The organism is Bradyrhizobium sp. SZCCHNRI3043 (assembly GCF_032377735.1).
Lineage (GTDB): Bacteria > Pseudomonadota > Alphaproteobacteria > Rhizobiales > Xanthobacteraceae > Bradyrhizobium.
Window position 1 is genome coordinate 495,362 of the sequence record NZ_JAUHID010000001.1, and the last position, 26,683, is coordinate 522,044.

Sequence of the window (26,683 nt, forward strand, 5' to 3'; positions counted from 1 at the left end):
AACGGCCTTGATCTTGAGACATTCGACTTGGGCGCTTGCCGCGGTCATCGTGGTGACGGTCGCCGGGCCGTCCCGAGCCGACGACAAGGCGATCGCTGCTCCGCCCCAGCAAGCGGCTCCCGCGGTGCCGGGTGGTGCCGCGGCGGCTGGTGCCGCAGCGGCTGGCTTTCGCCCGCCCGAAACCTGCCTGAAGGAGTTCACCCCGCTGCGGGACGAGACCGCCCGGCGGGCCAAGCTGCTCAAGGCGGCGACCGAGCGGCGTTTCGCGCCCGGCGAGGCTTGCCAGCTGGTGCACGACTACGAGCTCGCCCAGACCAAGATGATCGACTACGCGGTCGCCCATGCCTCACTCTGCGGCATCCCGCCCAAGATCACCGATCAGCTGAAGGCGAATCACGAAAACACCCTGGCCGTGATGCGCAAGGTCTGCACGGCGACGTGAACCGTCCCGCCGGCCGCCGAACTGGCGACTCCGGCCTGACCAGGTGGGCGAGGGCGCGGAGTGAACGGATTTTGGGCCCCGATGTTCGGGAAGGGCCTCGTTTTGGGCCTCCGCGCCGGTTGGAACCCGGCTGCGTCCCTCCGCCGCGGCTGTGATCAACTCCGCGGTTGTGCTGGACGGGCGAGAATCGTAAAAGCCCCGGATCGGATCGTGCTTTCATCCGGAAGTGTTGAGGATTCTTGGTCTTACCGGAGAACCAGCCTTGATCGTCCGCCAGTCTTTCATGCCGCTCGCCATTGCCGCCCTGGTGCTCTCCACAGGGCAGCTCTTCGCGCAGAGCTCCTTTCCCGCGCCGATGCCTGGCCAGGCCCAGACCAGCAACTCGCCGTTTCCGCCCATCAACGGCGCGGCGCCGACCCGAGCCGCAGCCCCGGCAAGTCCGTTCCCCAGTCCAGGCGCCTCGGCGTTCGGCGGCGGTGGTGGCTTCCAGCCGGCCCCGATGGGAGCCGCGCCGCAGGGTGGCCCGCCGGAGAGCTGCATGAAGGAGTTCATTCCGCTGCGCGAGGAAGCCGAGCGTCGCGGCAAGCTGATCAAGGCCGCGAGCGACCGCAAGGCCTCGCCTGACGAGGCCTGCAAGCTGATCGCAAATTTCGGCAAGGCCGAAGTGAAGATGATCAAATATGTCGAGGCGCATTCGGCGAGCTGCGGCATTCCTCAGCAGATCGCCGATCAGCTGAAGGCCGGTCACAAGAACACCGACGCGCTGGAAAAGAAGGTCTGTGCCGTGGCGGCGCAGATGCAGTCGGGGGCCGGAAGGCCCTCCGCTCCGAGCCTGAGCGACGTCCTGGGCTCGTCGGCCGCGTTGCCTGAGGCCAACACGACCAAGAAGGGCGGATCCGCCTTCGACACCATGACCGGCAACGTTCTCACCCGATGAGCGACACGGCCGTCCGCGTTGCTGACGCGACCGGCAATTGGGTCGATACGCTGGCGCCGGTCTGGAGCCGGCCCTACCTGCGTCTCGCCCGCTTCGATCGCCCGATCGGATCGTGGCTGCTGCTGATGCCGTGCTGGTGGTCGGCCGCTCTGGCTGCTGGGATCGCCGGGAACCTATCCATGCTGCCGGCGTGGATCGGGCTCTATTTCGTCGGCGCGTTCGTCATGCGTGGCGCCGGCTGCACCTGGAACGACATCACCGACCGCGATCTCGACGCCAAGGTGGAGCGCACACGTTCGCGACCGATTCCCGCCGGCCAGGTCGGCGTCAAGCAGGCGCTCGCCTTCCTGGTGGCGCAGGCCCTGATCGGCTTGGCGGTGCTGCTGCAGTTCAACCGGTTCGCGATCGCCACCGGCATCGCCTCGCTGCTGATCGTCGCGATCTATCCGTTCATGAAGCGCATCACCTGGTGGCCGCAGGTCGTGCTGGGTCTCGCCTTCTCGTGGGGCGCGCTGATGGGATTTGCGGTCGCGTTCGGCCGCATCGATGCCACCGCGCTGCTGCTCTACGCCGGGTCGATCTCGTGGGTGATCGCCTACGACACGATCTACGCGCATCAGGACGCCGAGGATGACGCGCTGATCGGCATCAAGTCGACCGCGCGCCTGTTTGCCGACCGCACGCATCTGGCGCTGGTCATCTTCTACAGTCTGGCCGTCATCCTGATTGGGGCCGCGTTCGCGACCGCCCACGTGCATGTCGCGGCGTGGCTCGGGCTGGCGTGCTTTGCCGCCCATCTCGGCTGGCAGATCCGGCGTCTGGATATCGCCGATCCGGCGCTGTGCCTGCGGGTGTTCAAGTCGAACCGCGATGCCGGACTGCTGCTGTTCGCAGGGCTGTTGGTCGATGCCGTGCTGCGCGCAACCTGATCAGCTGCGCGCGATGATCTCGCGCTCGCCGCGATGGATCGAGGCTGGATTGAGCTGGTAGCCGACACGGCGTCGCATCAGGAAGCGCGGGCGGCGCGAACGGATCGCGTTGCGGCGGCGGCGGCGCGGCGTGGCCTCCCGGCGCGTGTCCTGCAACTGGGGCAGCGCGAAGGTCTCGCTCCACATCGCCCACGCAGCAACGATCTCGTTCTGGTCGTCGCTGACGCAGAGCGGGATGGTCAGGGAAGGGTCGCGGTGGACGAGCACCAGCATCACCTGTGTGTCGTTGATCTCGCGCACGCCGATGCCGAGGAAATCGCTGACGCGGAGGTTCAGGGCCATGCGCATGCCGCTGACGGCACGACGCAGGACCACGCGCTCCCGGTGCAATTCGATCTGCCGGATTCCGCCATCGGCACGGGTATCGTGCGCGCTGTACGAGACGGGCAGGGAAAGAGGGTCGAGCCGCAGGGCGCGGCCCGACCCAGCGGAATGGCTTCCGCCTGTTGCTGTTTGACGCCTCACGGCTTGGTCTCCCCGCCGGGATTATGCTCCCGGTCGATGCGTGTGACCTTGCCACGCGGATCGCCCGTATCGGCTTAACAAGCCTGGTTAATCAGATCTCACGCGTGATCCTCCTACCGTCATGATTGACAAGCGCTTGCCCCGCATGATTGACGAGACCTTGCCGATTTGCCGACAATCCGATGTGCCGTCTGCCGTCCTGCTTGAAGTCGGCGTGAACAGGCCACATTTCCTTTGGATTGAGCCGTCTTCGCCGCCCACCTGACATCGATCGGATCGTGTTCGTGACCTCTTCCCCAGCCTCATCGTCGACATCCGCCCAATCAGATCTGCTCGACCAGTCCGCCCTGCGAACGCTCGCCGAGCGGCTGGTGGAAGCCGCGAGGAAGGCCGGCGCCGATGCCGCCGACGCCATCGCGGTGCGCGGCATCTCGCAAGGCGTCGAGGTCCGTGACGGGCGGGTCGAGGAATCCGAGCGCTCGGAAGGCGACGATGTCGGCCTGCGCGTTCTCGTCGGCAAGCGCCAGGCCGTGGTGTCGACCAACGACGTCAGCGGGGACGGCGTGGCGCGGCTGGCCGAGCGGGCCGTGGCGATGGCGCGGGTGGCGCCTGACGACCAATATGTCGGCCTCGCCGATCCGGCGCTGCTGGCGCGCGACATTCCCGAGCTCGACCTGCTCGATCCGCAGATTCCCTCGACCGCAGAGCTGGAGCGCCGTGCCCAGGAGGCGGAGGCCGCCGCGCTCGGCGTGAAGGGCGTGACGAAGTCCGGTGGTGCGTCGGCCTCGACCGGCATCGGCGGCATGGTGCTGGTCACGAGCGACGGTTTTCACGGCGCCTATCTGCGCTCGAGCCAAAGCATCTCGACGACCGCCATTTCCGGCGAAGGCACCGGGATGGAGCGCGACTACGACTACACGGCGGCTCCGCACGGCGCCGACCTGCTGGCGCCCGCGGCCGTCGGGCGCAGCGCTGGCGAACGCGCGGTGGCGCGCGCCAATCCGCGCAAGGTTGCCACGTGCCAGGTGCCGGTCGTGTTCGATCCCCGCGTGTCCGGCTCGCTGGTCGGACATCTGGTCGGCGCCATCAATGGCGCCTCGATCGCGCGCAAGACCAGCTTCCTCAAGGACAAGCTCGGCGCGCAACTGTTCGGCAAGGGCATCCGCATCATCGATGATCCGCTGCGCAAGCGTGGGCTGCGGTCGCAGCCGTTCGACGCCGAGGGCGTGAAGGTGAAGCAGACCGCGCTGGTCGACGATGGCGTGCTGACGACGTGGCTGCTGGATTCGGGCACCGCGCGCGAGCTCGGCATGGTGACGACCGGCCACGCCCATCGCGGCGTGTCGTCGTCGCCTTCGCCCGGTCCGTTCAATCTGCATCTCGAAGCCGGCGTCGTGACAGCCAAGGAGCTGATCTCGGACATCAAGCAGGGCTTCTACGTCACGGACCTGATCGGCTCGGGCGTCAACGGCGTCACCGGTGACTACAGCCGAGGTGCCTCCGGCTTCTGGATCGAGAATGGCGAGATCGGCTATGCCGTGAGCGAGGTGACGATCGCCGGGCATCTGTTCGAGATCTTCAAGTCGATGACGCCTGCCAGCGATCTGGAATTCCGCTATGGCGTCAATGCGCCGACGGTGCGCATCGAAGGATTGACGCTTGGCGGACGGTGAGATCGAGAAACCGGACGAGACCAGCCTCGCGGCAGACGCCAGGCTCCTGAAGGAGGCGGTGCGCGAAGCCGGCGAGCTCGCACGTTCGATGTTCGGAACGGAGTTGCGCAAATGGACCAAGGGGGCGTCGTCGCCCGTCTCCGAAGCCGACATGGCGGTCAATGCGCTGCTTGAGCTCAGGCTGCGATCGGCAACGCCCGATTACGGCTGGCTGTCCGAAGAGAGCGCGGATGATCGGGCGAGACTCGGTCGGTCGCGGGTCTGGATCGTCGATCCGATCGATGGCACGCGGTCCTATCTCGGCGGCCGCAACGATTGGTGCGTGAGCGTCGCGCTGGTCGAGCAGGGCGCGCCGATACTCGCCGCGGTGCATGTCCCGGTCAGCGAGGAGTTCTTCTTTGCCGCCCGCGGCAGCGGCACCACGTTGAACGACGAGCCGGTTCAGGCCTCGACCGGACGCGTGCTCGACTTCGCGCGGGTGGCCGGTCCAAAACCGTTGGTTGAGCGGTTGGCTCCGAGTTCTGCGCGGATTGAACTCCATCCGCGAATCGGATCATTGGCGCTGCGCCTGTGCCGTGTCGCGCATGGCGGGCTCGATGCCGCTTTTGCAGGCGGGCAAAGCCGCGATTGGGATCTTGCGGCGGCTCATTTGATCGTGCAGGAAGCGGGGGGTAAAATGACCGCGTTGTCCGGCGAGGCGATCCTCTATAATCGTCCGGAGGTGGTGCACGGGATGCTGGTGGCAGCGGGCCGCGACCGACATGCCGACATCGTCGCGCAGTATCGCAGGTTACCGCCGGACTGAACGCCCCTGGATCGCACCCTCCACGTCGCCTGCAAGGCGTTGACTAGGAAACAATACCGATGACAGATAGCGCCTCGCAGCAGCTCCTTCACCTCGTGATCGGCGGCGAGCTCATCAATCTCGACAAGAACGAATTCAAGGATCTCGACAAGGTCGATATCGTTGGCGTCTATCCGAACTACGCGGCGGCCCACGCCGCCTGGCGCGCCAAGGCGCAGATGACGGTCGACAACGCCCACATGCGCTATTTCATCGTTCACCTGCACCGGCTGCTCGATCCCGGTCAGGATGCGAAGTAAGACGCAAAGCTCGCGACTTGAAACACCTGATCCGCAATACGCTGCGTAGCGGCTGGTTCCAGCGCGCCGTCGGGTTCCTCGCGGCCGAGTACCTGCGCCTTGTGTGGCTGACCAATCGCTTCACCTATGAGCCGCCCGAGGTCTACGACATCGTCGAGCCGCAGATGCCGGCGATCTTCGCGTTCTGGCACGGCCAGCATCTGCTGACACCCTTCATCAAGAACAAGCCGAGCTATCGCGCCAAGGTGCTGATCTCCCGCCATCGCGACGGCGAGTTCAACGCGATCGCCGCCGAGCGGCTCGGCATCGGAACCATCCGCGGCTCCGGCGATCATGGCTCCTCCTTCCACCGGAAAGGCGGGGTGGGGGCGTTCAAGGAGATGGTGCGGGCGCTCGAAGACAATTATAATGTGGCATCGACCGCCGATGTGCCGAAGCGTGCGCGGATTGCGGGGCTGGGCATCATCATGCTCGCGCGCGAATCAGGACGTCCGATCATGCCGTTCGCAATGGTCACGAGCCGCTTCATCCGCCTGAAGAACTGGGACAGCACCACCATCAATTTGCCATTCGGCCGCGGCGCATTGGTGGGAATCAAGGAAATCAACGTGCCGCGCGATGCTGACGCCGCGATGATGGAAGAGGCGCGTCTCGACCTCGAGGCGACGCTGAACGAGTGCATGCGCCGCGCCTATGAGATCGTCGGCCGTCCCGAGGCCTGTCCTCCGCCGGTCGCGTCGGGAGCATCAAGTGCCTAGGCCGCTGCCGATGGCCCTGCGTGTCTACCGCGGGTTGTCCTCGGCGGCGGTGCCGCTTGCGCCGGCACTGATCAGACAGCGGCTCAAGCATGGCAAGGAGGATCCCGAGCGGACCGACGAGCGGCGCGGCCTGAGCCACGACACGCGCCCGCTGGGTCCGCTGGTTTGGATTCACGGTGCCAGCGTCGGCGAGGTGCTGGCGGCGGCGGCGCTGATCGAGCGGCTGCGTGAGCTCAACATCCGCATCCTCATCACGTCCGGCACCGTGACGTCGGCCGCCATCGTGGCCAAGCGCTTCCCGCCCGACGTGATCCACCAATACGTGCCCTATGACACGCCGCGCTTCGTCGAGCGCTTTCTCGATCATTGGCGTCCCTCGCTCGGGCTGTTCATCGAGTCGGACCTCTGGCCGAATCTCATCCTCGCCGGCGCCTCGCGGCGGGTGCCGATGGTGGTGATCAACGGCCGCATGTCGCCGCGCTCGTTCCCGCGCTGGCGCCGCATGTCCGGCACCATCTCCGCTTTGCTGGGACGCTTTGATCTCTTCCTGACGCAGTCGCAGGCGGACGCCGACCGGTTCTCCGCGCTCGGCGCGCGCACCGTCATCACCACCGGCAATCTCAAGCTCGACGTACCGGCGCCGCCCGCCGATCCGGCGAAGCTCGATCGGCTCACGGCGATGACGCGCGGCCGTCCGGTCGTCGTCGCCGCCTCCACGCATCCCGGCGAGGACGAGATCCTGATCGCGGCCCACAAGGCCTTGTCGGCTACCTATCCGTCGCTGCTCACCGTGATCGTGCCGCGCCATCCGCATCGTGGCCCGGCCGTCGCCGAACTCGTCGCAAGCGCCGGCCTGCAGGGCGCCTTGCGTTCGCGCGAGGAACAGCCGCTCGCCGGCACCGACATCTACGTCGCCGACACGATGGGCGAGCTCGGCCTGTTCTACCGGCTGGCGCCGGTCGTGTTCATGGGCGGGTCGCTGGTCGAGCATGGCGGCCAGAATCCGATCGAGGCCGTCAAGCTCGGCGCGGCCATCGTGCACGGACCCCACGTGTTCAACTTCACCGACGTCTATGAGTCGCTGGACAAAGCCGGGGGAGCCAGGCTCGCCCACGATCAGGAGGCGCTGATCCGCCAACTCCGGCAGCTGCTCGCTGATCCCGCAGCCGGCAACAGCCTGGTTGCTGCAGGAACGCGCGTGGTCGATCAGCTCGGTGGCGCGCTGGAGCGGACGCTGTCGGCGCTGGAGCCGTATCTATTGCAGGTCAGGCTCGAAATGGGGGCAGCCGGCGATGCGTGAGCCGGCCTTCTGGCATCGGCCGCCGTCCTGGCAATCGCGTCTGCTGTTCCCGCTCTCGACACTCTACGGCGCCGTTGCCGCACGCCGCATGGCGCAAGCCGGCATCGATGCCGGCCTGCCGGTGATCTGCGTGGGCAATTTCCATGTCGGCGGAGCCGGCAAGACGCCGACCGTGCTGGCGCTGACCGATATGCTGCGTGACCTCGGCGAGCAGCCGGTGGTGCTGAGCCGTGGCTATGGCGGCCGGCTGCACGGGCCCGTCGTCGTCGATCCAGCTGTCCATGAGGCTGCCGATGTCGGCGACGAGCCGCTGATGATGGCGGCGCGGGTGCCGGTCGTCGTGGCGCGCAACCGCGCCGACGGCATCGGTCTCGTCAAGGCGCAGGGCGCCTCCGTCATCCTGATGGACGATGGCTTTCAGAATCCGTCGATCACCAAGGATCTCGCGTTGATCGTGATCGACGGTGCGCGCGGCCTCGGCAATTCCGAGGTGTTTCCCGCGGGCCCGTTGCGCGCGCCGCTGCCACCGCAGCTGGCGCGCACCGACGCGTTGGTCGTGATCGGCAGCGGCCGAGCCAGCGAGGCGGTCGCCTCACATGTGTTGGCGGCCGGCAAGCCGGTGTTTTCAGCCGCGTTGCAACCCGATGCGCAGATCGTCGCGGCGCTGCAGGGCAGGCCGCTGTTGGCGTTTGCCGGGATCGGCGATCCCGCCCGATTCTTCCGCACCCTTCGCGGCGCCGGTCTCGACGTCAGGCGGGAGCGTGCCTTTCCGGATCACCACCCATTCACGACGGCCGACGTCGTAGCCCTTGCCAACGAAGCCAGGCGTGATGGATTTGCCCTGGTGACCACGGAAAAAGATCTCGTGCGGTTCCGCGGCCACGAGGCCGCGCCCGATGTCATGGCATTCCCGGTGACACTGCAGTTCGGCGATCTCGCCGCGTTGCGCGCGCTGGTTGTGCAGCGGCTGTCAGCGAAGCGGAACGGTCAGCCGCTGGCCTTCAATGCGCCCGGATAGTGCCGCTGCAGCACGGCGCTCGGCAGGGCGTAGGCTTCCTGCAGATCGACGCTCCAATACTTCAGCTCGTCCAGCGGGATCCGCACATCGGTGACCGCGCAGCGCACATAGCTTCCCGGTGAGATCACGCGGAAATCGCCATCCAGATACTGCACCTGCGCCTCGCCCTGGCCCGAGGGACCAAACTTGTTGAGCACGTCCGCGATCTCCAATTCCTTGACGTGAAGTCCCCTACGCGGGCGCCACGCGCACACGACAGGCCGAATTTCGATGATTTCCTAGCATAGATGGGGGACGCTGTCCCCCGCGCAAACCCACTGATTTGTGATGCTTCTGCTCGAAACTCCGTGCTAGCTAGGTTTCAATATCCGCCGCTTGTCCCGCCCGGCTGGTTTGATGCGCTCCCTCGTCGCCATCGTCGTCTCAATGCTCTGCGCCACGGCGTTTTCAGCCTTGGCTGAGCCATTGCCGGCGCCCGTCGCGGTCGAGATCCCCTCGGGAAGCTATGTTCTGCGCGCCCAGCTCTACCGGCCGAAGGGGGCCGGCCCATTTCCGGTCGTGGTTGCGCTGCACGGCTGCGGCGGGCTTTCCGGCCGCTCCGAGCCGGTGCTGCCGCGCTATCGCGACTGGGCCGAGGAACTGGTCAAGGACGGCAAGGCCGTCCTGCTGCCGGACAGCTACGGCTCGCGCGGACTGGGCCCGCAATGCCGCGTCAAGGAGCGTCGTATCAGCGGCCGGCGCGAGCGTGTCGCTGACATCGTGATCGCGCAGAAATGGCTGGCGGAGCAAGCCTGGGCGATGCCCGACCGTGTCAGCCTCGTTGGCTGGGCCAGCGGCGCGAGCGCGCTGTTGTGGGCGGTGCGCCCGCAATTGCCCGAGCATGTCTCGCCGGATTTCCGCTCCGCGGTGGCGTTCTATCCGGATTGCCGCGCCTCGTCCGGCCTCGGCTGGAGCACGCGCGTACCGACATTGGTGCTGATCGGCGGCCTGGACGACGTCTATTCGCCGCCCGCGTGCCGACAGATGATCGATGGCGCGCGCGGCCGCAGCGCGCTGACCCGCATCGTCATCTATCCCGGCGCCTATCACGATTTCGATCGTGTGAACCTGCCGCTGCATCAAGTCGCAGGGTCGGACGCCGGGGCGCCCGAGCGCGGCCATGTCGGCTCGGATCCCGAGGCGCGTGCCGATGCGCAGAAGCTCGTGGCCGATTGGCTCGCGCGCTGAGGACCACTCAGAACAGGCTGCCCTGATCGGCGGGATCGGGCGTGCGCTTCGGCGCCGAAGGCTTGCCCTCACGCGGGGCTTTTGGCGATGCTGGCGCCGCGGCTGGAAGCGGGCGGTCCGCGCCCGCCGTGGCCGCGACCTTGCCGTCCGCAAATTCGATCGAGAGTGCGGCGCCCGGACCGATGCTCGCGGCATGGTGCAACGGATGGCCGGCCTCGTCGCGCACCAGTGCAAATCCACGCGCCAGCACGCTGCGATAGGACAGCGCGGTGAGGAGCTTTTCGTTCTGTCCCACGCGAGCCGTCAGGCGCTGGAGCTGAGTCTGCAACGCGCGCCGGGCCCGCTCGGCAAGACGTTCGGTTCGGTCGCGCTCGCGACCGATGGCCTGGCGCTTGGCCTGCGCATAGGCCTGGCGCGAGGCCTTGAAGCGGGCGTCGAGCGCCTCGAATCGCTCGCGCCGCCGGTGCAGTTGGCCGCGCGACGACAGCGACAGCCGCTCGGACGAAGCGATGAGGCGATGGCGCGATTGCGCGATCTGCGCGTGCAGCACGCGCAGAGTGAGCTTGGCGCTCGCCGCTGCGAACTGGCGAAAGTGCACATGCGTGTTGGTCTTGAGCGCGCGCGGCAGGCTGGCGGCCGCCGTATCCAGCCGCTGCCTGGGAATGGCGAGCAGATCGCCGGCGCCGGGCAAAGCGCGCGCGGCGGCGCGCAGCTCGTTGCGGCGGCTCTCCTGGCCGCGCTGCCAGCAGACGCTGACACGGCGCGCGAGGCTTGCGACCTCCTGCATCAGCTCGCTGCGCACCGGCACCGCCATTTCCGCGGCTGCTGTCGGCGTCGGCGCACGTTTGTCGGCGGCGAAATCGATCAAGGTCACGTCGGTCTCGTGGCCGACCGCCGAGATCAGGGGGATCATGCTCTCGGCCGCGGCGCGGACCACGATCTCCTCGTTGAACGACCACAGGTCCTCCAGCGAGCCGCCGCCGCGCGCGACGATCAGCACGTCGGGCCGCGGGATCGGGCCATCCTGCGGCAAATCGTTGAAGCCGCGGATCGCGGCGGCAACCTGCTCGGCCGAGCCTTCGCCCTGCACCTTCACGGGCCAGACCAGCACGCGGCGAGGAAAGCGGTCCTCGAGCCGGTGCAGGATGTCGCGGATGACTGCCCCGGTCGGCGAGGTGACGACGCCGATCACCTCGGGCAGCCACGGCAGCAGTTGCTTGCGTGCGGGGTCGAATAGTCCTTCGGCGCCGAGCTTCCGCTTGCGCTCCTCCATCAGCGCCATCAGCGCGCCGATCCCGGCCGGCTCCAGCGCCTCGATGACGATCTGGTACTTCGACGAATTCGGGTAGGTGGTGAGCTTGCCGGTGGCGATCACCTCGAGCCCGTCCTGGGGCTTGAAGCGCATGCGGCCATGCACGCCCTTCCAGATCACCGCCTCGATCTTGGCGCTCTCGTCCTTGAGCGCGAAATAGCAATGCCCCGAGGAATGCGGCCCGCGAAAGCCGGTGATCTCGCCGCGCACCCGGACATGGCCGAACTGGTCCTCGACCGTGCGCTTCAGCGCCGAGGACAGCTCGGTGACGGTGAATTCGGGCGCGTTGGGCAAGGCTTCCGCAGGCGGCATCGCTGTTTGATTCGGTTCGGGGAGCAGTTGCCAAGGTAGGGGCTTTCCGCGTCCGCCGCCAATCAAGCCGTTGCCTTTTCGATAACTCTGTATTACAGAGTTCTCTATAGAAAATGGAGAGGGGTATGCGGGCAAGCATCAAGATCGTGCGTCGGCTCATCGGTTGGGGCTTCGGCCTCGCCGGGGCCCTTGCCCTTCTTCTGGGCGGGATGATCGCGACGCCATTGGTGCGCCCGCCCGAGCTGAAATCGATCTCGGAGACCGTCGGGCGTGTCGATCGGAGCACCATGCCGGCCCTACAGCGCTTCAGCGCCCGGGACGGCACGGAGCTCGCCTACCGCCACTATCCGGCGCGGGCGACGCCGATCGGCAAGGTTGCCATCCTCGTGCACGGCTCCTCCGGCTCGAGCGTCGCCGTGCATGCGCTGGCGGATGGGCTCGCCGCCCGGGGCATCGACACGTTCGCGCCCGACATCCGCGGCCATGGCGGCTCAGGCACCCGCGGCGACATCGGCTATCTCGGCCAGCTCGAGGACGATTTGGCCGATCTCGTCGCAGAGGTCAGGAGGACCGCGCCGTCGCAGCCGATCGTGCTGCTCGGCCATTCGGCCGGCGGCGGCTTCGCGCTGCGCGCGGCCAGCGCGCCGACCCAGGACCTGTTCGCGCGCACCGTGCTGCTGTCGCCCTATCTCGGCTATGACGCGCCCACCAACCAGGAGAACTCGGGCGGTTGGGCCAGTCCCGACATTCCGCGCATCCTCGCGCTCGGCGTGCTCGATCGCGTCGGCCTGAGATGCTGCGAGGCGCTGCCCGCGCTGGCCTTTGCTGTCAGGCCGAACTCGGAGAAGTTCGTGGCCTCGACCTACAGCTACCGGCTGTTCCGCAATTTCGCGACCCGTGGCTACAAGGCCGATCTCGCTGCGGCCAAGCACCCGGTGACCCTCATCGCCGGCGCCGACGACGAGCTGATGCGCGCCGACAAATATGCCGGCGCGGTGCAGGCCGTCGCGCCCGGTGTTGACGTGAAGCTGATCGCGGGCGTCAATCACATGGAGATCGTGTCGGCGCCGCAGGCGGTGAGCGCGATCGCCGATGACGTGGCGACGCGCTAGGGGTTCAAGCCGCATGATCGACAGCCTGGAAGCCGCGCGGGCGCTCAGCGACATCGAGGATGTCACGAAGCGCGTGCGGCAGTCGCAGATCTATCGGCTGTCGAGCCTGATGATGATCCTTTGGGGCGTCCTCGTCTTTGCCGGCAATCTCGTGACCTATCTCACACCTTATTACGCCGACAAGGCCTGGCTCTCGGTCTATGTCCTCGGTCTGGCCGGGTCGGTGGCGTTGGGCGCGACGGAGAAGGCGCGTTCCGGCGTCCGCAGCTTCGATCTCCGGGCCCTGCTCGCCTTCGTCATGTTCTTTGCGTTCGGCTTCTTCGTCGAAGCGATCGGCCGTTTCGGACCGCGTGAAATGGGCGCATTCTGGCCGGTCTATTTCATGCTGTTCTACGGCCTCGCCGGATTGTGGTTCGGCGCGGCCTTCACGGTGTTCGGCCTGTGCGTCACCGCGTTGACCCTGGTGGGCTACCTCTTCATTGGCGCGGCTTTCCCGTTGTGGATGGCGTTCGTCAATGGCGGCGGCCTGGTTCTCGGCGGCTTGTGGATGCGGCGGAGCTGACGGTTTGGCGGAGCTCGACGAGATCATCCACCAGCCGCTGCGGCTGAAGATGATGGCGGCGCTGAATGCCCTGCCTGCCGGGGCCGGGCTGGAATTCGTCCGGCTGAAGAAGCTGACCGGCGCCACCGACGGTAATCTCGGCGCCCATATCGACACGCTGGCGCGCGCCGGCTACGCCGCCGTGGACAAGGCCTTCGTCGGCAAGAAGCCGCAGACCACGGTGACGGCGACCGCGGCCGGCCGGGCGGCGTTCGCCCGCCACGTCGCCAGCCTGCAGGAGATCATCGCCGGCGCCGCCGTCAAGCCGTCCGAGCCATGATTTGACTCTGTAGCGACGGCCGGGCAATTGGGGCGTCCAAATTGGCCCACCCCTGCGACGGCATCGACGATGAACATTCTGCTCCTTGGTTCCGGCGGCCGCGAGCACGCGCTCGCCTGGAAGATTGCCGGCTCGCCGCTGCTCACCAAGCTGTGGTGCGCGCCCGGCAATGCCGGGATCGCCAAGGAGGCCGAATGTGTCGCGCTCGACGTCGCCGATCATGCGGAGGTGATCGCCTTCTGCCGGACGAACAAGGTGGATCTGGTGGTGGTCGGCCCCGAGACGCCGCTCGCCGCCGGCATCGTCGATGATCTCGAGGCTGCCGGCATCAAGGCGTTCGGCCCGTCCAGGCTCGCCGCCAAGCTCGAGGGCTCCAAGGGCTACACCAAGGATCTCTGTGCCGAATACGACATCCCGACCGGCGCCTACTGCCGCTTCGACAATGCCCCCGAGGCGCTCGCTTATGTCCGCGAGCACGGCGCTCCGATCGTCGTCAAGGCAGACGGGCTCGCGGCTGGCAAGGGTGTCGTCGTGGCCAAGACGGTTGCCGAGGCCGAGGACGCCATCAAGATGATGTTCGAGGGCGGCTTTGGCGTCGCGGGCGCCGAGGTCGTCATCGAGGAGTTTCTCGAAGGACGGGAGGTGTCGTTCTTCGCGCTGTGCGACGGTGAGACCGCGATTCCGCTGGCCTCCGCCCAGGATCACAAGCGGGTGTTCGATCACGACCAGGGACCGAACACCGGCGGCATGGGGGCGTATTCGCCGACGCCGTTCGTCACGCAGGAGATTCATGACAGGATCATGAATCAGATCATTCAGCCGACCATCGCCGGAATGAATGCGCGTGGCACTCCGTTCAAGGGCATTCTCTATGCCGGCCTGATGCTGACCGCCCAGGGGCCGAAGCTGTTCGAATACAACGTGCGCTTCGGCGATCCGGAATGTCAGGTGCTGATGCTGCGGATGATGTCGGATCTCGTGCCCGCCATGCTGGCCGCCTGCGACGGACAGTTGAAGAATTTCGACCTGCGCTGGTTTCCCGACGCCGCCGTCACCGTGGTCATGGCCGCGAGTGGCTATCCCGGCGACTACGCCAAAGGCGGTGTCATCGAGGGGCTCGACGACGCCGCGCGGATCGAGGGCGTGGAGATCTTCCACGCCGGCACGGTGGCGAAGGACGGCGCCATTCTCGCCAATGGCGGACGCGTCCTCAACGTCTGCGCGTCGGGAAAGAGCGTCACCGAGGCTCAGGCGCGGGCCTATCAGGCCGTCGACCGCATCAAATGGACCGACGGCTTCTGCCGGCGCGACATTGCCTGGCAGGCGGTGGCGCAGGAAAGCGCTCAGGGCTGAGCATCGTGATCGCCGCCTTCGGCCCCACAAGGCTATTTTTCCCGCGAGAATTGTGGCAGTTCCATAGACTCATGCCGTGATGGGATGAATCAGTTCCGCCGTGGAACGGAGGGGCCATGGAATGCGCGCGGTGCGGCAGGCAGAATCAGCCAGGGAGAGCCTCGTGCGACCGGTGCGGCGAGCCGCTCGGCCTCAGATGCGAGGCTTGCAACCAGACCAACAGCCCGTCGAATCGCTTCTGCGGCCAATGCGGTGCGCCGTTGCCCGGCCGGCCGGCTCCGCCCGACCAGGCGGCGCAGCGCGTCCTGAGGACGCTGAGCAGCAAGGGCGGAGAACGCAAGCGTCTCACCATCCTGTTCGCCGACATCCGCGATTCCACTCAGCTGATCGATAGCCTCGGCGATCCCGAGCTCGCGATGCAGCGGCTCGACCCGGTGCTCAACCTCATGAAGGAGGCGGTTCACCGCTATGATGGCGTCGTCAACAAGACGCAGGGCGACGGCGTCATGGCCCTGTTCGGAGCGCCGGTGCCGCATGAGGATCATGCGGTTCGCGGCTGCCTCGGCGCGCTGGCGATGCAGGACTCCATCGCGCGCCTCGCCGACCCGCATTTGCAGGTCCGGGTCGGACTGCACACCGGCGAGGTGATCGTCCAGGTCGTCGAGAACAGCATGTACCAGACCTACGACGCGGCCGGCGCCAACGTCCATCTGGCCAATCGTCTGGAGCACATGGCCGAGCCCGGGACCATCCTGATCAGCAAGGAAACCTACACCGGCGCCAGGCAGTTCGTCGAAGCCGAGCCGCTCGGCACCCACACGCTGCGCGGCATTGCCTCGCCGGTGTCGATCTACAAGCTGATCGGCCGCCTCAGTGCGCCGGCGAGCGACGTCTTCCGTAGCGGCCAGCGCCTGTTGCCGCTGATCGGGCGCAACGCTCAGCTCGCTGTGCTCGAACGCGAGCTCGACGACGTCCTGGCGGCGCGCGGCGCTGTCGTCGGCATTGTGGGTGAGGCCGGCATCGGCAAGAGCCGGCTGTGCTTCGAGTTCGCCGAGCACTGTCGCCGCCAGGGCATTCGCGTCTACGAGGCGCGCGTGCTGGCACATGGTCGCGCCACCCCGTTCCAGCCGGTGCTCGAATTGCTGCGCGACTTCTTCGGCATCCGGCCGAAGGAGCCGGTGGAGGTGTCGCGCCAGCGCGTGGTCGACCGGCTCGAAGCCATTGCCATGCCCGACACGGCGCTGGTCCTGCTCTTGGACTTCATGAACCTCGCCGATCCGTCACGTCCGGCGCTCCGGCTCGATCCCGGCGTGTTCAAGACCCGTCTCCTGAACGTGTTCAAGACGCTGTTCCGCGCCGCGCCGGCTGATGGCGCCATGGTGATCATGATCGAGGATCTGCATTGGATCGACGAGGCCAGCGAGGAGTTCGTCGAGGCGCTCGCGGAGGCCACGATCGGCACCAAGACGCTGCTGGTCGTGAACTACAGGCCGGGTTTCGCCGCCTCCTTCATGCAGCAGGTCCCATTTCACGAACTGCACATCGTCCCGCTGGCCTCCGAGGAGGCAAGCGAGCTGCTGCGCGGGGTGTTTGGTGACGATCCTTCGCTGGAGGTGCTGGCGCGCGACATCGTCGAGCGCGCTCAGGGCAATCCGTTCTTCCTCGAGGAGCTCGCCAGCGCTGTATCTGAAAGCGGTGGCTTCGAGGGTGAGCGCGGCGCCTATCGGCTGAAGGGCGGGATCGGCCCGATTCCGCTGCCGCCGACGGTGCATGCCGTGGTAGCGGCCCGCATCGACCGTCTGAGCGAGACCGCCAAGAGCGTCCTGGAAACAGCGGCTGTGATCGGCCGCTCGGTCGCGCTCGCCGTGCTCAAGCCGGTCGTCGGGCTCAGCGAGGCGGACCTGTTCGACGCGCTCGCACAACTGAGACATGCCGATCTTCTCTATGATCTGCCGCCGTTCGACATGGGCGTGCTCGCCTTCCGCCATCCGCTGATCCAGGAGGTGGCCTATGCCATGCAGCTGCGCTCGCGCCTGAGCGGCGTGCACGTGGCCGTGGCCAAGGCGATCGAGGCGCTGGATTGGGGCACGCAGGACGAGTTCGCCGCCCTGATCGCCTCGCATTACGAATTCGCCGGCCAGACCATGCAGGCCGTCGAGCATCTGCAGCGCGCGGCGCGCTGGATCGGCCGCACCAACACGGCGGAGGCGCTGCGGCTGTGGAAGAAGATCCGCTCCCTGCTGCAGGCGCTGCCGCAATCGGAGCGCGTCGACCGCCTGCGAGCGCTGGCCAGCGGCCAGATCCTGAACTTCGGCTGGCGCGAAGGCATCTCGGCCGAAGAAGTCAAGCCGTTTGCTGAGGAAGCGTTGAGATTTGCACGCTCCTCCGATAAGGCGCATGAGCCATTGTTGATCGGCGCTTATGGACGCGTGCTCGCTTCGACGGGAGCGGCCGATGACTACGTCGACCTGGCGCAGAACGCCATCAAGCTGACCTCGGGCGAGGGGGATGTCGGCCGCTACGCGACCGTCAACGCCATGCTGGCGCAGGCATACACACATTCGGGACGGATGAACGAGGCGCTCTCGGCGGCCAATACGGCTATCGCTGCGATGGCAAGCCAAGCCGGCTTCGACAGTCACGTCACGCTTGGTTTGAACCCGAACCAGATTCTCGGCTTCGACGTCAGCTATTGGGTGAGATGCATCAGGGCGCGCGCAATGGCTCATCTCGGCCAAATCGAGGATGCTCGCAGCGAGCTTCTCGAACTGGTGCAGCAGCCTTCATCCGAGGTCGCACCGGTGCTTCAGTTCGTTCCGCACTTCAACCTGGTGGAGCTAGCATGGATCGTCGGAGACCAGGGTCTTGCGCGCGAGCACGCAAGGCGAGTTTCCGATCTCGCTGAAACATCCGGCATTCCCTACATCCGCGTGCTCACCTTGCTCTGTGCAAGCCTCGAACAGGCTTTGACTGGTCGATTCGCCGATGCGACGAATGAGATGGTTGGCGCGATCGAAGCCGCACGGGCCGCAAGAACCGGGCTCGAGCTTGAGGCGCGCATGGCTGCCATAAATGCCGATCTGCTTTACCGGAGTGAGGACTTCGATGCCGCTATCGAGGCCAGCAAACAGGCGATCCTTGTAGCCAAACGAAAGACGGATCGAGTCGCGGAGTGTTACGCGACGATCATCCTGGGCCTTGCTCTTGCCGGAGCCGGCAGGAACGAGCAGGCTGCGGGACTTCTCGAGCAGATACGACATTTGATGAATGTCTCCGGTGCGTTCTGTCTGCGTTCATTAGTTCAGAAACTGCAATTGCATCTTGAAGCAATGCAATGATGCATGCATTGTCGATTCGTTGAATTCCAGCTTTTTCAGATTTGGGGGTTACAATGGGGGTAATGATTAAAGACAGTACTACCCTTGATATTATCGTGCAGCTCAACAAACGGTTCGATGCTGATGCTTTGCCCGAAATGGTTGAGCTACAACGGGAGTTCGGGGTCTTCTCGCTGAAGCATGGTCTACAGCAGTCCTTTGCTTTGCTCGGAATCGTGCCTGCCGATTGGTCCGAGCGGCGGCGCTGGTACAAGTTTCTCGAGTTTCTCAAGACTTATCCGTCGGACCTCGCCAATGTTAACGGGCATGATCGAGTGATCCAGGCGTTCAAGGATGACCTCGAATCCGAAAAGCCGCTCCCCGTCTCGATCGTCTGTCATTCCGCGGCTGACGATCCGCGGGTGACTGTGTCCGAAGGTCGTCCGATCGTTTTTTCTCTCGACACGCACGTCATCATCTCGATTCCGACGACGCCCGGTCGTGAAGCACGCAAGCAGGCGGCTGAGACCGCCCGCACAAGGCGGGTCGAGAAACGCAAGAAATGACCGTGAGGGCGGGCAGCGTCGTCGGGGCCGATCATCTGTCGCTCGATGACATCTCCTCCGACGTCGACGCCTACTACACCGCATGCGTCGCGCGTCATGGCGCGACGCCGCGCGGAGTGGACTGGTCCTGCGAGGCGACGCAGGGCCTGCGCTTCGTGCAATTGATGAAGCTGTGCGATGTGTCGGCGCCGTTCAGCCTCAATGACATCGGCTGCGGTTATGGCGCGCTGGTGCCGTTTCTTGAATCGCGATTTGCGTCCTGTGAGATTGACTATCTCGGCATCGACCTGTCCCGCGCCATGATCAGCCGGGCGCGGCGCCGCTTCGCCGCCCCCTTGCGGCGCTTCGTCGTCGCTTCGGAGAGCCCGCGCATCGCCGACTATTCGGTCGCCTCCGGCATCATGAATGTCAATGTCGGCTATTCGCGCGACGCCTGGGAAGGCTACATCAAGGCCATGTTGCAGCGCATGTTCGCGACCAGCCGGCGCGGCTTTGCCGTCAATTTCATGCGAGCTGCCGCGGACGAGGAGCAGGAAGGCGATCCTGCCAAGGCGCGCCTGTATCGCACGACGCCGGACGTTTGGGCCACCCACTGCGAGCAGGAGTTTGCGGCGGCCGTCGAGGTCATCGGCAACTACGGCATGAAGGAGTTCACGCTCCTGGTGCGCCGCTTGCCTCATGCCGCGCCGTCGCAAGCGGGGCCCTCGCACTGATGTCGGCTGTTCCGTCGCTATCCTCGCAGACAGATCGCCGCAGCGCCGCCATCGAGCGCGCTGTGGACGTGCTGATCTCCTCGCGAGGTCACGCTGATCCAACGCGGCTGGAACGCGCCTGCGCGCTGCTGCGCCAGCGCGCGCCGCTGCATTGGGTCGAACGCCCCGGCGTGCGTCCGTTCTGGGCTGTCACGCGCTACGCCGACATCGTTTCGATCGAGACACGGAGCAATGAGTTTGCCGCGGGCCCACGCACTTATCTTGCCAGCGAGACCGCCGAGGCCGTGCTGCAGCGTGTCACCGGCAAGCCGCAACTCGTGCGCGGCCTGACCGAGATGGATCCGCCGGATCATGGCGTTTATCGCGGCATCATCCAGGGCGCCTTCGCGCCGCCGGCCTTGCGCGCGATGGAAACCTGGCTGGCACAATGGGCAGCCGAGATCGTCGACCGGGTTGCCGCGCACGGGGACGCATGCGATTTCGCTGTTGACGTGGCGCTGCCCTTCACCTTCCGGGTGATCGGCCGCATGCTGGGCACGCCGGAGGCCGACGATGCCCGGCTTGCGCGGCTGGCCCAGGCCTTCGTGGGCGCCGAGGATCCGAAGCGCCGTCTGGCCGAGTCGCCGGGCGATACGATGCGGACGGCCATGCTGGCGCTGCGCGATTATTTCGAAGCCGTCGTGGCCGATCGGCGCGCCCAGCCGCGCGACGATCTCGCCAGCCTGATTGCGCATGCCGCGCCGCATGGCGCAGCGATGCCGCATTACGAGCTGATCTCCTACTTCATCCTGCTGGTCACGGCGGGCCACGATACGACGGCGCTCGCATTGGCCGGCGGCCTGGCGGCGCTGCTTGCAGTGCCCGAGCAGATGGCGCGGCTGCGGGCCGAGCCGGAGCTGCTCGATCCGGCGATCGAGGAAATGCTGCGCTGGACCTCGCCGGTGCGGCACTTCATGCGCACCGCGGTCTGCGACACCGAGGTCGCGGGGCAACGCATTCGCGAAGGCGATGCGCTGGCCTTGTTCTTCCATTCCGCCAATCGCGACGAGGCCGTGTTCGAGGATGCCGGCGCGTTCCGGATCGATCGCAGTCCGAACCCGCACATCGCCTTCGGCCGTGGCCCGCACATCTGCATGGGACTGCAGCTGGCGAGGATGCAGATGCGGGCCCTATTTGCGGAGCTGCTGCGCCGGACCGAGCGGATCGAACTGGCCGGGCGGGTGCGCCGGGTGCGGTCGCCCTTCATGAGCGGCGTCTCCAGCCTCCCTGTTCGCATGAGCTTTCGCGCGCTGCGCAAGGAGGCGGCTGCATAGGCTGACCGAGCCTCATCGCCGCGCCTTGAAGAACTCCTTGAGCATCTGCGCCGCCTGTTGCTCGCCCACGGCCGAATAGACCTCCGGCGCGTGATGGCAGGTCGGCGCAGCGAAGAAGCGCACGCCCGACTCAACTGCGCCGCCCTTCGGATCGGCGGCCCCGTAATACAGCCGTCGGATGCGCGCGAAGGAGATCGCGCCGGCGCACATCGTGCACGGCTCGAGCGTGACGTAGAGGTCGCACTCGACCAGCCGCTCGCTGCCGACGACCTGGGCCGCCTGCCGCAGTGCCAGGATCTCGGCATGCGCGGTCGGGTCGCGGTCGGTCAAAGTGCGGTTGGCGGCGGTGGCGATCACCGCGTTGTTCCGCACCACGACGCAGCCGATCGGCACCTCGCCGGAAAGTGCGGCCGATTCGGCCGCTTTCAGCGCCAAATCCATGAAAGAAGGGCCGTTCATGGCTCGTCACGCCCGCCCAAGTCTGCTACTGGATCGCCCTTCAGCACAACCGGACCCCGATTTCCTGCGTGACATGCGCTGCTTCAGAAGCGCGCGGTTCACGCCTCGTCCTGCACCTCGAAGTGAGACCTTCATGCCCCGCACCACCGACAAAGACAACGATTCCCGCGGCCGCCGCGGCGGCGCCCCGCGGGGGCGGTCCGAGGGCGGCAAGGGACGCTCGGGCGCCGCACGCGGGCCGGAGAAGAAGTTCGCCAAGCGCGGCTTCGGCGACAAGGAAGCGGGTGGCCGGGGCAAGCGCGCCTTCGACGAGGGCCGCGCGCCGCGCCGCCGCGACGAGGGCGATGCGCCGCGCAAATCCTTTGGCGACAAGCCACGGTTCAACCGCGATGAGCGGCCGCGTGGCGATCGGCCCTATGCCGCGCGCCCGGCGCGGGACGGCGATGGCGAGAAGCGCGCCTTCAAGCCGCGGGGTGACCGGCCCAAATTCGATCGGGACGAGCGGGGCGGCGAGAAGCGTCCCTATACGCCGCGCACTGGTCGCGACGAGGCTCGTCCTGCCGGGCGATCGTCCGAGCGCAAGTTCGGCGAGCGCAAACCCTACGCTGCGCGCGAGCGTGACGGTGACAAGCGGCCCTATACGCCGCGCGGCGAAGGCGCCCGCGATCGCAGCGACCGGCCTCGGGCGGAGCGCAGCTTTGGCGACCGTCCGCCGCGCAGCGGCGATCGGCCGGAGCGCAAGTTCGGCGGCGAAAGGAAGTTTTCCCGCGGTGCTGATGGCGATCGTGGCGAACGCAAGTTCGGGGCCGGACCGCGTGGTCCGCGCAAGGAGTTTGGCGATCGTCCGGCCCGTGGCGAGAGCAAGCCGTGGCAGAAGCGCGGCGCGGAGGGAGATCGTCCGGAGCGCAGTGCGCGTCCGCCGCGAGAAGGCGGGCGCAGCTTTGACCGGCCGCGCACCGAGCGCAGCCGTGAGGATCGTCCCAAGTTCGACAAGCCGAAGTTCGACAGGCCGAAATTCGATCGTCCGCGTGATCGCGGCGACGACCGCGGCTTCGACAAGCCGCGTCGCCGTCCTGAGGGCCGCACCGATTGGCAGGAGCATCCGCGCAGCGAGCGCCGCGGCGGCGAAGGCTTCTCCGAGCGGCCGCGCCGCGACAACGAGGACGACAGCAAGGTCTTCGCCAAGCGCCCGGCGTTCGGCGGCCGCGGCGCCTATCGCGAGCGCAAGCCGGAGACGGACAAGCGCAGCCCCCGCGTCGCGGCCGAGCCGGCCGCGCCGAAGAAGGCGGGCGAGCGCATCGCCAAGGTGCTGGCGCGCGCAGGGCTGGCCTCGCGGCGCGACGCCGAGGAGATGGTCACGCAGGGCCGCGTGACGGTGAATGGCCGCATCATCAACTCGCCGGCGCTCGACGTCACCGAGAACGACGTCATCCAGGTCGACGGCGCGCCGCTGCCGGAGCGCGAGCGCACCCGGCTGTTCCTCTATCACAAGCCGCGCGGGCTGATGACGACGCACAGCGACCCGGAGGGGCGACCGACGGTATTCGACAATCTGCCCGAGGGCCTGCCGCGGCTGATCTCGATCGGCCGGCTCGACTTCAACACCGAGGGCCTGCTGCTGCTCACGAATGACGGCGGGCTCGCGCGCGTGCTCGAATTGCCGGACACCGGCTGGACGCGGCGCTATCGCGTTCGCGCCCATGGCGAGATCACGCAGGCGCAGCTCGATCAGCTCGCCGCAGGCGTCGAGGTCGACGGCGTCAAATACGGACCGATCGAAGCCACGCTCGAACGCGACCAGGGTGCGAACGTCTGGCTCGTGGTTGCGATCCGCGAGGGCAAGAACCGCGAGGTGCGCAACGTGCTCGCTCATCTCGGCCTCGAGGTGAACCGCCTGATCCGCGTCTCCTACGGCCCATTCCAGCTTTTGGAGCTGCCCGAGGGCGAGGTGCAGGAGGTCAAGACGCGAGTTCTGCGCGAGCAGCTCGGCGAGAAGGTCATCGCGCAATCGGGCGCCGATCTCGGTCCGGCCGGCAAGGGCAATCGCGAGCCGTTGCCGGATCCGAAGCCCAAGCCGAAGCGCGAGGTGGTCGCCGATCGCAAGGGCCGCCGCGTGCTGGTCCAGCGTACCGGCAGCGACGAGGCGCGCGAGCGCCACGAGGCCGAGGCGCGCTTTTCTGGCCCGCCACGGCGGCCGAAGCGCGGCTATCACGGCAAGCGCGATATCACGCCGCAGGACGAGTAGGGCGTTGCGATGCGTGTCGTCGGTGGACGGCTGAGAGGCCGCAACATCGCTTCGCCTGCGTCGCGCGAGATTCGGCCGACGCAGGATCGGCTGCGCGAGGCGCTGTTCAACATCCTCGTCCACGCCTACGACGATCCGATCGCCGGCGCGCGCGTGCTCGACCTGTTTGCCGGCACCGGCGCGCTCGGCATCGAGGCTGTCTCGCGCGGTGCGGCGTTCACGCTGTTCGTCGACAACGGCGCCGAGGCAAGGGCGCTGCTGCGCAACAATGTCGAGGCGCTCGGCCTCGGCGGTGTCACCAAGGTCTACCGCCGCGATGCCACCGATCTCGGTCCTGCGCATCCGGTCGAGCCGTTCTCGCTGGTGTTCCTCGACCCGCCCTATGGCAAGGGCCTGGCGGAGAAGGCGCTGGCCGCGTTGCGCGACGGCGGCTGGCTGGTGCCATCGGCGCTTCTGGTCGTCGAGGAGTCCAAGGCCGCCGCGTTCAAGGTGCCTGAAGGCTTCACCGAACTCGAACGCCGCGCCTATGACGACACCGAGTTCGTATTTTTGCGCAGCGCGTGATCCTTGCTCACTGTCGCCCCTGCGAACGCAGGGGCCCATAACCACAGGATCGGGTTGGGACGCGCGACGCTCGCGACGGCGTACTCGCCCATCACTTCTGCTGCGGCGTATAGGTCTCGGGTCGGCGCCGCCGGACAACGCTGCGCGTTGCCGGTGGCTTGCCCGGGACGACAGCCAGTTTGTCGCTCTCGTCGTGCTCCAATTCGTGGCCGCTATCTCCTCCCGAACAGCTTCTCGACGTCGGCGAGCTTGAGCTCGACGTAGGTCGGGCGGCCGTGGTTGCATTGGCCGGAGTTGGGCGTGTCCTCCATCTCGCGGAGCAGCGCGTTCATTTCCTCCGGCTTGAGGCGGCGGCCGGCGCGGACGGAGCCGTGGCAGGCCATGGTGGCGGCGACGTGCATCAGGCGGCGCTCGAGCGGCAGCGCCTCACCCCATTCCTCCATATGCTCGGCGAGATCGCGCAGCAGCGCGGATGCGTTGATCTTGCCGAGCAGCGACGGGGTCTCGCGCACGGCAACGGCGCCGGGGCCGAAGGATTCAATCGCGAGCCCGAATGAGGCGAGCTCGTCGGAGCGCGCGAGCAGCGCCTCGACGGTCGCCTCATCCAGCTCGACGATGTCGGGGATCAGCAGGATCTGCCGCTGCACGCCGTGCGCGGCGAGCGAGGCCTTCAATCGCTCATAGACGATGCGCTCATGCGCGGCGTGCTGGTCGACGATGACGAGGCCGTCGCGGGTCTGCGCCACGATGTAGGTATCGTGGATCTGGGTACGCGCGGCGCCGAGCGGGCGGTCGAGCAGGTCGGGCGCGGCCGGCTGCTCGTGCAGCCGCAGATCGGCGCGCGGCGTGCCGACGTCGAATGCGGACTGCGTCGACTCGGCGAGACCAAATGATGTGGCAGCGGGCGAGGGCGCGGCTGATGGGAACGAGCCGCCGAAGTGCGGCATCACGGGCGCCGACGGCGAGCGTTGCCAATCCCAATTGGCAGGCCGCGGCTGCGGCGTGAACGCCGGGCGGAACGCGGCGATGGTCGCGCCACCGTCATTGGCCGCGGTGCGGCGGCCCTCGCGGGCGAGGCCTTCCTTCAGCGCGTGAATGATCAGCGCGCGCACGAGGCCGGCATTGCGGAAGCGCACCTCGGTCTTGGCCGGATGCACGTTGGCGTCGACCTCGCGCGGGTCGAGCGTCACGAACAGCGCTACGACGGGATGGCGGTCGCGCGGCAGATAGTCGGCATAGGCAGCACGCACCGCGCCGAGGATCAGCTTGTCGCGTACCGGCCGGCCGTTGACGAACAGATACTGCCCGAGCGCATTGGCCCGCGTCAGCGCCGGCGCCGCGGCGAAGCCCTCGATCATCACATGATCGCGCTCGCTGCGCACGGCGATCGCATGGCTACGGAAGTCGGCGCCGAGAATGTCGCCAAGCCGCGTCAGCTGGCCCGGCGCGCCGGGCAGCGCGGCCGCCCAGGTCACCGGCGCGCGCTCCTCGCCGGCCAGCGTAAACGCAATATCGGGCCGCGCCATCGCCAGCCGCCGCACCACCTCGCGGATCGCCTCGGCCTCGGTGCGGTCGGTCTTGAGGAACTTCAGCCGGGCCGGCGTGGCGTGGAACAGATCGGCGACCTCGACGCGGGTGCCCTGGTTGAGCGCGGCCGGCACGATCGGAGACTTGTCGCCGCAGTCGACCGCGAGCGCCCAGGCATGCGGCTCGCTCTTGTGCCGCGTCGTGATCGACAGCCGTGCCACCGAGCCGATCGAGGGCAGCGCCTCGCCGCGGAACCCGAGGGTGCGGATCTGCAGCAGGTCCTCGTCGTCGAGCTTCGAGGTCGCGTGGCGCTCGACCGCGAGCGCAAGATCGGCCGCCGTCATACCGCCACCGTCGTCGGTGATCGCGATCTTTCGCCGGCCGCCGCCATCGGTGAAGATGTCGATGCGGCTCGCGCCGGCATCGATCGCATTCTCGACCAGCTCCTTGACCACGCTCGCCGGCCGCTCGACCACCTCGCCGGCGGCGATGCGGTTGACGATCTGTTCGGGAAGCTGGCGGACGGGCATGGTGCGGCTCGGAGCGTTGATGCGACGCCGCTGTCGCGGCGCCACTTGTGTTGCCGGGAGAATAGCGTTTTTCACGCAGTGCGGCAGACGAATGCGGCGTTCTCCAACGGGATTGTGAGGCGGGCGGGGCCAGTATATCGTTTCGCAAAAATAACGATCAGCCGGAGGAAGCCCATGTGCCATCTGTTCGCACACCAGCCTCAGCGCGACTATGCATCGCAGACCCGCTCGTTGCGGATCGGCGGCCATAGCACCTCGATCCGGCTCGAAATGGCGTTCTGGGACACGCTCGAGGAGATCGCCGCCAAGGAGGGCATGAGCCTCGCCAAGTTCGTGACCACGCTGTACGCCGAGGTGCTCGATCATCACGGCGAGGTGAAGAATTTTGCGTCGCTGTTGAGGTGCTCCTGTCTGATCTACCGGGCCAAGGCGACCGCCACGCTGCCGGATTTTCCCGCGGCCGCGATCATGGACGCGGCGGAGTAGCCAAAAATCCGCTGCCTCGTCTCCCTCCCCCGCTTGCGGGGGAGGGCGGGGTGGGGGCGCCGCAACGGCAGTCTTTCCGG

General features: G+C 67.1%; 26 protein-coding genes. 21 read left to right on the plus strand and 5 right to left on the minus strand.

Going from position 1 to position 26,683, the window contains the following annotated elements:
- The first annotated feature begins 7 nt into the window (after positions 1-7).
- From QX124_RS02335 to ubiA, 3 genes are all read left to right on the plus strand, one after another.
- Positions 8-442 (plus strand): hypothetical protein, encoded by a 435-nt coding sequence (locus QX124_RS02335; RefSeq protein ID WP_315796061.1) that lies wholly within the window; start codon positions 8-10, stop codon positions 440-442.
- 283 nt (positions 443-725) lie between these two features.
- Positions 726-1,379, plus strand: a complete 654-nt coding sequence (locus tag QX124_RS02340; RefSeq protein ID WP_315778006.1) for a hypothetical protein — start codon at positions 726-728, stop codon at positions 1,377-1,379.
- Positions 1,376-2,308 (plus strand): 4-hydroxybenzoate octaprenyltransferase, encoded by a 933-nt coding sequence (gene ubiA, locus QX124_RS02345; protein WP_315796062.1) that lies wholly within the window; start codon positions 1,376-1,378, stop codon positions 2,306-2,308. Before QX124_RS02340 ends, ubiA begins: the two co-directional genes overlap by 4 nt.
- Here ubiA and QX124_RS02350 read toward each other — a convergent pair whose 3' ends face one another.
- Positions 2,309-2,833 carry a DUF6101 family protein gene (locus tag QX124_RS02350; RefSeq protein ID WP_315796063.1) on the minus strand — a complete coding sequence of 175 codons (525 nt, stop codon included), beginning with the start codon at positions 2,831-2,833 and terminating at the stop codon, positions 2,309-2,311.
- Positions 2,834-3,117: 284 nt separating this feature from the next.
- Between QX124_RS02350 and QX124_RS02355 the strand changes: the two genes are divergently transcribed.
- From QX124_RS02355 to lpxK, 6 genes are read left to right on the plus strand one after another with little or no spacing between them, the layout of a single operon-like run.
- Positions 3,118-4,506, plus strand: a complete 1,389-nt coding sequence (locus QX124_RS02355; RefSeq protein ID WP_409997652.1) for a TldD/PmbA family protein — start codon at positions 3,118-3,120, stop codon at positions 4,504-4,506.
- A 58-nt stretch (positions 4,507-4,564) separates the two neighbouring features.
- The gene (locus tag QX124_RS02360) at positions 4,565-5,311 is read left to right on the plus strand and encodes a 3'(2'),5'-bisphosphate nucleotidase CysQ (RefSeq protein ID WP_315796609.1); all 747 of its coding nucleotides are present in this window, start codon (positions 4,565-4,567) and stop codon (positions 5,309-5,311) included.
- Positions 5,312-5,370: 59 nt separating this feature from the next.
- Complete coding sequence (locus tag QX124_RS02365; protein WP_009031572.1) at positions 5,371-5,610, plus strand: DUF4170 domain-containing protein; 240 nt, start codon at positions 5,371-5,373, stop codon at positions 5,608-5,610.
- A 17-nt stretch (positions 5,611-5,627) separates the two neighbouring features.
- On the plus strand, positions 5,628-6,368 hold the full coding sequence (locus tag QX124_RS02370; RefSeq protein ID WP_315716682.1) for a lysophospholipid acyltransferase family protein: 741 nt from the start codon (positions 5,628-5,630) through the stop codon (positions 6,366-6,368).
- Positions 6,361-7,668 carry a 3-deoxy-D-manno-octulosonic acid transferase gene (locus QX124_RS02375; RefSeq protein WP_315777963.1) on the plus strand — a complete coding sequence of 436 codons (1,308 nt, stop codon included), beginning with the start codon at positions 6,361-6,363 and terminating at the stop codon, positions 7,666-7,668. The genes QX124_RS02370 and QX124_RS02375 overlap by 8 nt, the downstream gene beginning before the upstream one ends.
- Positions 7,661-8,686, plus strand: coding sequence for a tetraacyldisaccharide 4'-kinase (gene lpxK / locus QX124_RS02380; protein ID WP_315796067.1), 1,026 nt, complete (start codon positions 7,661-7,663; stop codon positions 8,684-8,686). The genes QX124_RS02375 and lpxK overlap by 8 nt, the downstream gene beginning before the upstream one ends.
- Here lpxK and QX124_RS02385 read toward each other — a convergent pair.
- Entirely contained in the window at positions 8,656-8,883 is a 228-nt protein-coding gene (locus tag QX124_RS02385) for a DUF2093 domain-containing protein (protein WP_315736570.1), read from the minus strand. The two genes, lpxK and QX124_RS02385, sit on opposite strands and share 31 nt — an antisense overlap.
- Before the next feature lie 199 nt (positions 8,884-9,082).
- On the opposite strand from QX124_RS02385, the gene QX124_RS02390 reads away from it, so the two are divergent.
- Positions 9,083-9,913 (plus strand): dienelactone hydrolase family protein, encoded by an 831-nt coding sequence (locus QX124_RS02390; RefSeq protein ID WP_315736571.1) that lies wholly within the window; start codon positions 9,083-9,085, stop codon positions 9,911-9,913.
- A 7-nt stretch (positions 9,914-9,920) separates the two neighbouring features.
- Here QX124_RS02390 and xseA read toward each other — a convergent pair whose 3' ends face one another.
- Positions 9,921-11,537, minus strand: a complete 1,617-nt coding sequence (xseA, locus tag QX124_RS02395) for an exodeoxyribonuclease VII large subunit (protein ID WP_315796070.1) — start codon at positions 11,535-11,537, stop codon at positions 9,921-9,923.
- 125 nt (positions 11,538-11,662) lie between these two features.
- Here xseA and QX124_RS02400 point away from each other — a divergent pair, with 125 nt between their 5' ends.
- The 8 genes from QX124_RS02400 to QX124_RS02435 all read left to right on the plus strand — a co-directional run bounded on the left by QX124_RS02400 (position 11,663) and on the right by QX124_RS02435 (position 20,792).
- Positions 11,663-12,649 (plus strand): alpha/beta hydrolase, encoded by a 987-nt coding sequence (locus QX124_RS02400; RefSeq protein ID WP_315796072.1) that lies wholly within the window; start codon positions 11,663-11,665, stop codon positions 12,647-12,649.
- Positions 12,650-12,662: 13 nt separating this feature from the next.
- Positions 12,663-13,211, plus strand: a complete 549-nt coding sequence (locus tag QX124_RS02405; RefSeq protein WP_315796074.1) for a hypothetical protein — start codon at positions 12,663-12,665, stop codon at positions 13,209-13,211.
- A gap of 4 nt (positions 13,212-13,215) precedes the next feature.
- Positions 13,216-13,530, plus strand: coding sequence for a transcriptional regulator (locus tag QX124_RS02410; RefSeq protein WP_315796076.1), 315 nt, complete (start codon positions 13,216-13,218; stop codon positions 13,528-13,530).
- 69 nt (positions 13,531-13,599) lie between these two features.
- Positions 13,600-14,883, plus strand: coding sequence for a phosphoribosylamine--glycine ligase (gene purD / locus QX124_RS02415; RefSeq protein WP_315796078.1), 1,284 nt, complete (start codon positions 13,600-13,602; stop codon positions 14,881-14,883).
- Positions 14,884-14,999: 116 nt separating this feature from the next.
- On the plus strand, positions 15,000-18,221 hold the full coding sequence (locus QX124_RS02420) for an AAA family ATPase (protein WP_315771261.1): 3,222 nt from the start codon (positions 15,000-15,002) through the stop codon (positions 18,219-18,221).
- Positions 18,222-18,316: 95 nt separating this feature from the next.
- The gene (locus QX124_RS02425) at positions 18,317-18,766 is read left to right on the plus strand and encodes a hypothetical protein (protein WP_315736578.1); all 450 of its coding nucleotides are present in this window, start codon (positions 18,317-18,319) and stop codon (positions 18,764-18,766) included.
- Positions 18,763-19,479: a class I SAM-dependent methyltransferase gene (locus QX124_RS02430; protein ID WP_315779044.1), complete on the plus strand. Its 717-nt coding sequence runs from the start codon at positions 18,763-18,765 to the stop codon at positions 19,477-19,479. Before QX124_RS02425 ends, QX124_RS02430 begins: the two co-directional genes overlap by 4 nt.
- Positions 19,479-20,792 (plus strand): cytochrome P450, encoded by a 1,314-nt coding sequence (locus tag QX124_RS02435; RefSeq protein ID WP_315796083.1) that lies wholly within the window; start codon positions 19,479-19,481, stop codon positions 20,790-20,792. The genes QX124_RS02430 and QX124_RS02435 overlap by 1 nt, the downstream gene beginning before the upstream one ends.
- Before the next feature lie 12 nt (positions 20,793-20,804).
- Here QX124_RS02435 and QX124_RS02440 read toward each other — a convergent pair whose 3' ends face one another.
- Positions 20,805-21,251, minus strand: coding sequence for a nucleoside deaminase (locus QX124_RS02440; protein ID WP_315796084.1), 447 nt, complete (start codon positions 21,249-21,251; stop codon positions 20,805-20,807).
- A 133-nt stretch (positions 21,252-21,384) separates the two neighbouring features.
- On the opposite strand from QX124_RS02440, the gene QX124_RS02445 reads away from it, so the two are divergent.
- Together QX124_RS02445 and rsmD are read left to right on the plus strand one after the other, a co-directional pair.
- Entirely contained in the window at positions 21,385-23,496 is a 2,112-nt protein-coding gene (locus QX124_RS02445) for a pseudouridine synthase (protein ID WP_315796086.1), read from the plus strand.
- A gap of 9 nt (positions 23,497-23,505) precedes the next feature.
- A complete protein-coding gene (gene rsmD, locus QX124_RS02450) occupies positions 23,506-24,060 on the plus strand; it encodes a 16S rRNA (guanine(966)-N(2))-methyltransferase RsmD (protein ID WP_315777975.1) in 555 nt (184 codons plus the stop codon).
- A 212-nt stretch (positions 24,061-24,272) separates the two neighbouring features.
- Here the strand turns inward: rsmD and mutL are convergent, their stop codons facing one another.
- Positions 24,273-26,117 carry a DNA mismatch repair endonuclease MutL gene (mutL, locus tag QX124_RS02455; protein ID WP_315736584.1) on the minus strand — a complete coding sequence of 615 codons (1,845 nt, stop codon included), beginning with the start codon at positions 26,115-26,117 and terminating at the stop codon, positions 24,273-24,275.
- Positions 26,118-26,291: 174 nt separating this feature from the next.
- Between mutL and QX124_RS02460 the strand changes: the two genes are divergently transcribed.
- Positions 26,292-26,603: a ribbon-helix-helix domain-containing protein gene (locus tag QX124_RS02460; RefSeq protein WP_315779033.1), complete on the plus strand. Its 312-nt coding sequence runs from the start codon at positions 26,292-26,294 to the stop codon at positions 26,601-26,603.
- The last annotated feature ends 80 nt before the right edge of the window (positions 26,604-26,683 follow it).

Coding starts and splice junctions, on each gene's coding strand:
- QX124_RS02365 (WP_009031572.1), top strand. CDS start 5,371: ATGACAGATAGCGCCTCGCAGCAGCTCCTTCACCTCGTGATCGGCGGC.
- QX124_RS02440 (WP_315796084.1), bottom strand. CDS start 21,251: ATGAACGGCCCTTCTTTCATGGATTTGGCGCTGAAAGCGGCCGAATCG.
- mutL (WP_315736584.1), bottom strand. CDS start 26,117: ATGCCCGTCCGCCAGCTTCCCGAACAGATCGTCAACCGCATCGCCGCC.
- purD (WP_315796078.1), top strand. CDS start 13,600: ATGAACATTCTGCTCCTTGGTTCCGGCGGCCGCGAGCACGCGCTCGCC.
- rsmD (WP_315777975.1), top strand. CDS start 23,506: ATGCGTGTCGTCGGTGGACGGCTGAGAGGCCGCAACATCGCTTCGCCT.
- QX124_RS02400 (WP_315796072.1), top strand. CDS start 11,663: ATGCGGGCAAGCATCAAGATCGTGCGTCGGCTCATCGGTTGGGGCTTC.
- QX124_RS02445 (WP_315796086.1), top strand. CDS start 21,385: ATGCCCCGCACCACCGACAAAGACAACGATTCCCGCGGCCGCCGCGGC.
- QX124_RS02420 (WP_315771261.1), top strand. CDS start 15,000: ATGGAATGCGCGCGGTGCGGCAGGCAGAATCAGCCAGGGAGAGCCTCG.
- QX124_RS02435 (WP_315796083.1), top strand. CDS start 19,479: ATGTCGGCTGTTCCGTCGCTATCCTCGCAGACAGATCGCCGCAGCGCC.
- QX124_RS02340 (WP_315778006.1), top strand. CDS start 726: ATGCCGCTCGCCATTGCCGCCCTGGTGCTCTCCACAGGGCAGCTCTTC.
- ubiA (WP_315796062.1), top strand. CDS start 1,376: ATGAGCGACACGGCCGTCCGCGTTGCTGACGCGACCGGCAATTGGGTC.
- xseA (WP_315796070.1), bottom strand. CDS start 11,537: ATGCCGCCTGCGGAAGCCTTGCCCAACGCGCCCGAATTCACCGTCACC.
- QX124_RS02405 (WP_315796074.1), top strand. CDS start 12,663: ATGATCGACAGCCTGGAAGCCGCGCGGGCGCTCAGCGACATCGAGGAT.
- lpxK (WP_315796067.1), top strand. CDS start 7,661: ATGCGTGAGCCGGCCTTCTGGCATCGGCCGCCGTCCTGGCAATCGCGT.
- QX124_RS02460 (WP_315779033.1), top strand. CDS start 26,292: ATGTGCCATCTGTTCGCACACCAGCCTCAGCGCGACTATGCATCGCAG.
- QX124_RS02390 (WP_315736571.1), top strand. CDS start 9,083: ATGCGCTCCCTCGTCGCCATCGTCGTCTCAATGCTCTGCGCCACGGCG.
- QX124_RS02430 (WP_315779044.1), top strand. CDS start 18,763: ATGACCGTGAGGGCGGGCAGCGTCGTCGGGGCCGATCATCTGTCGCTC.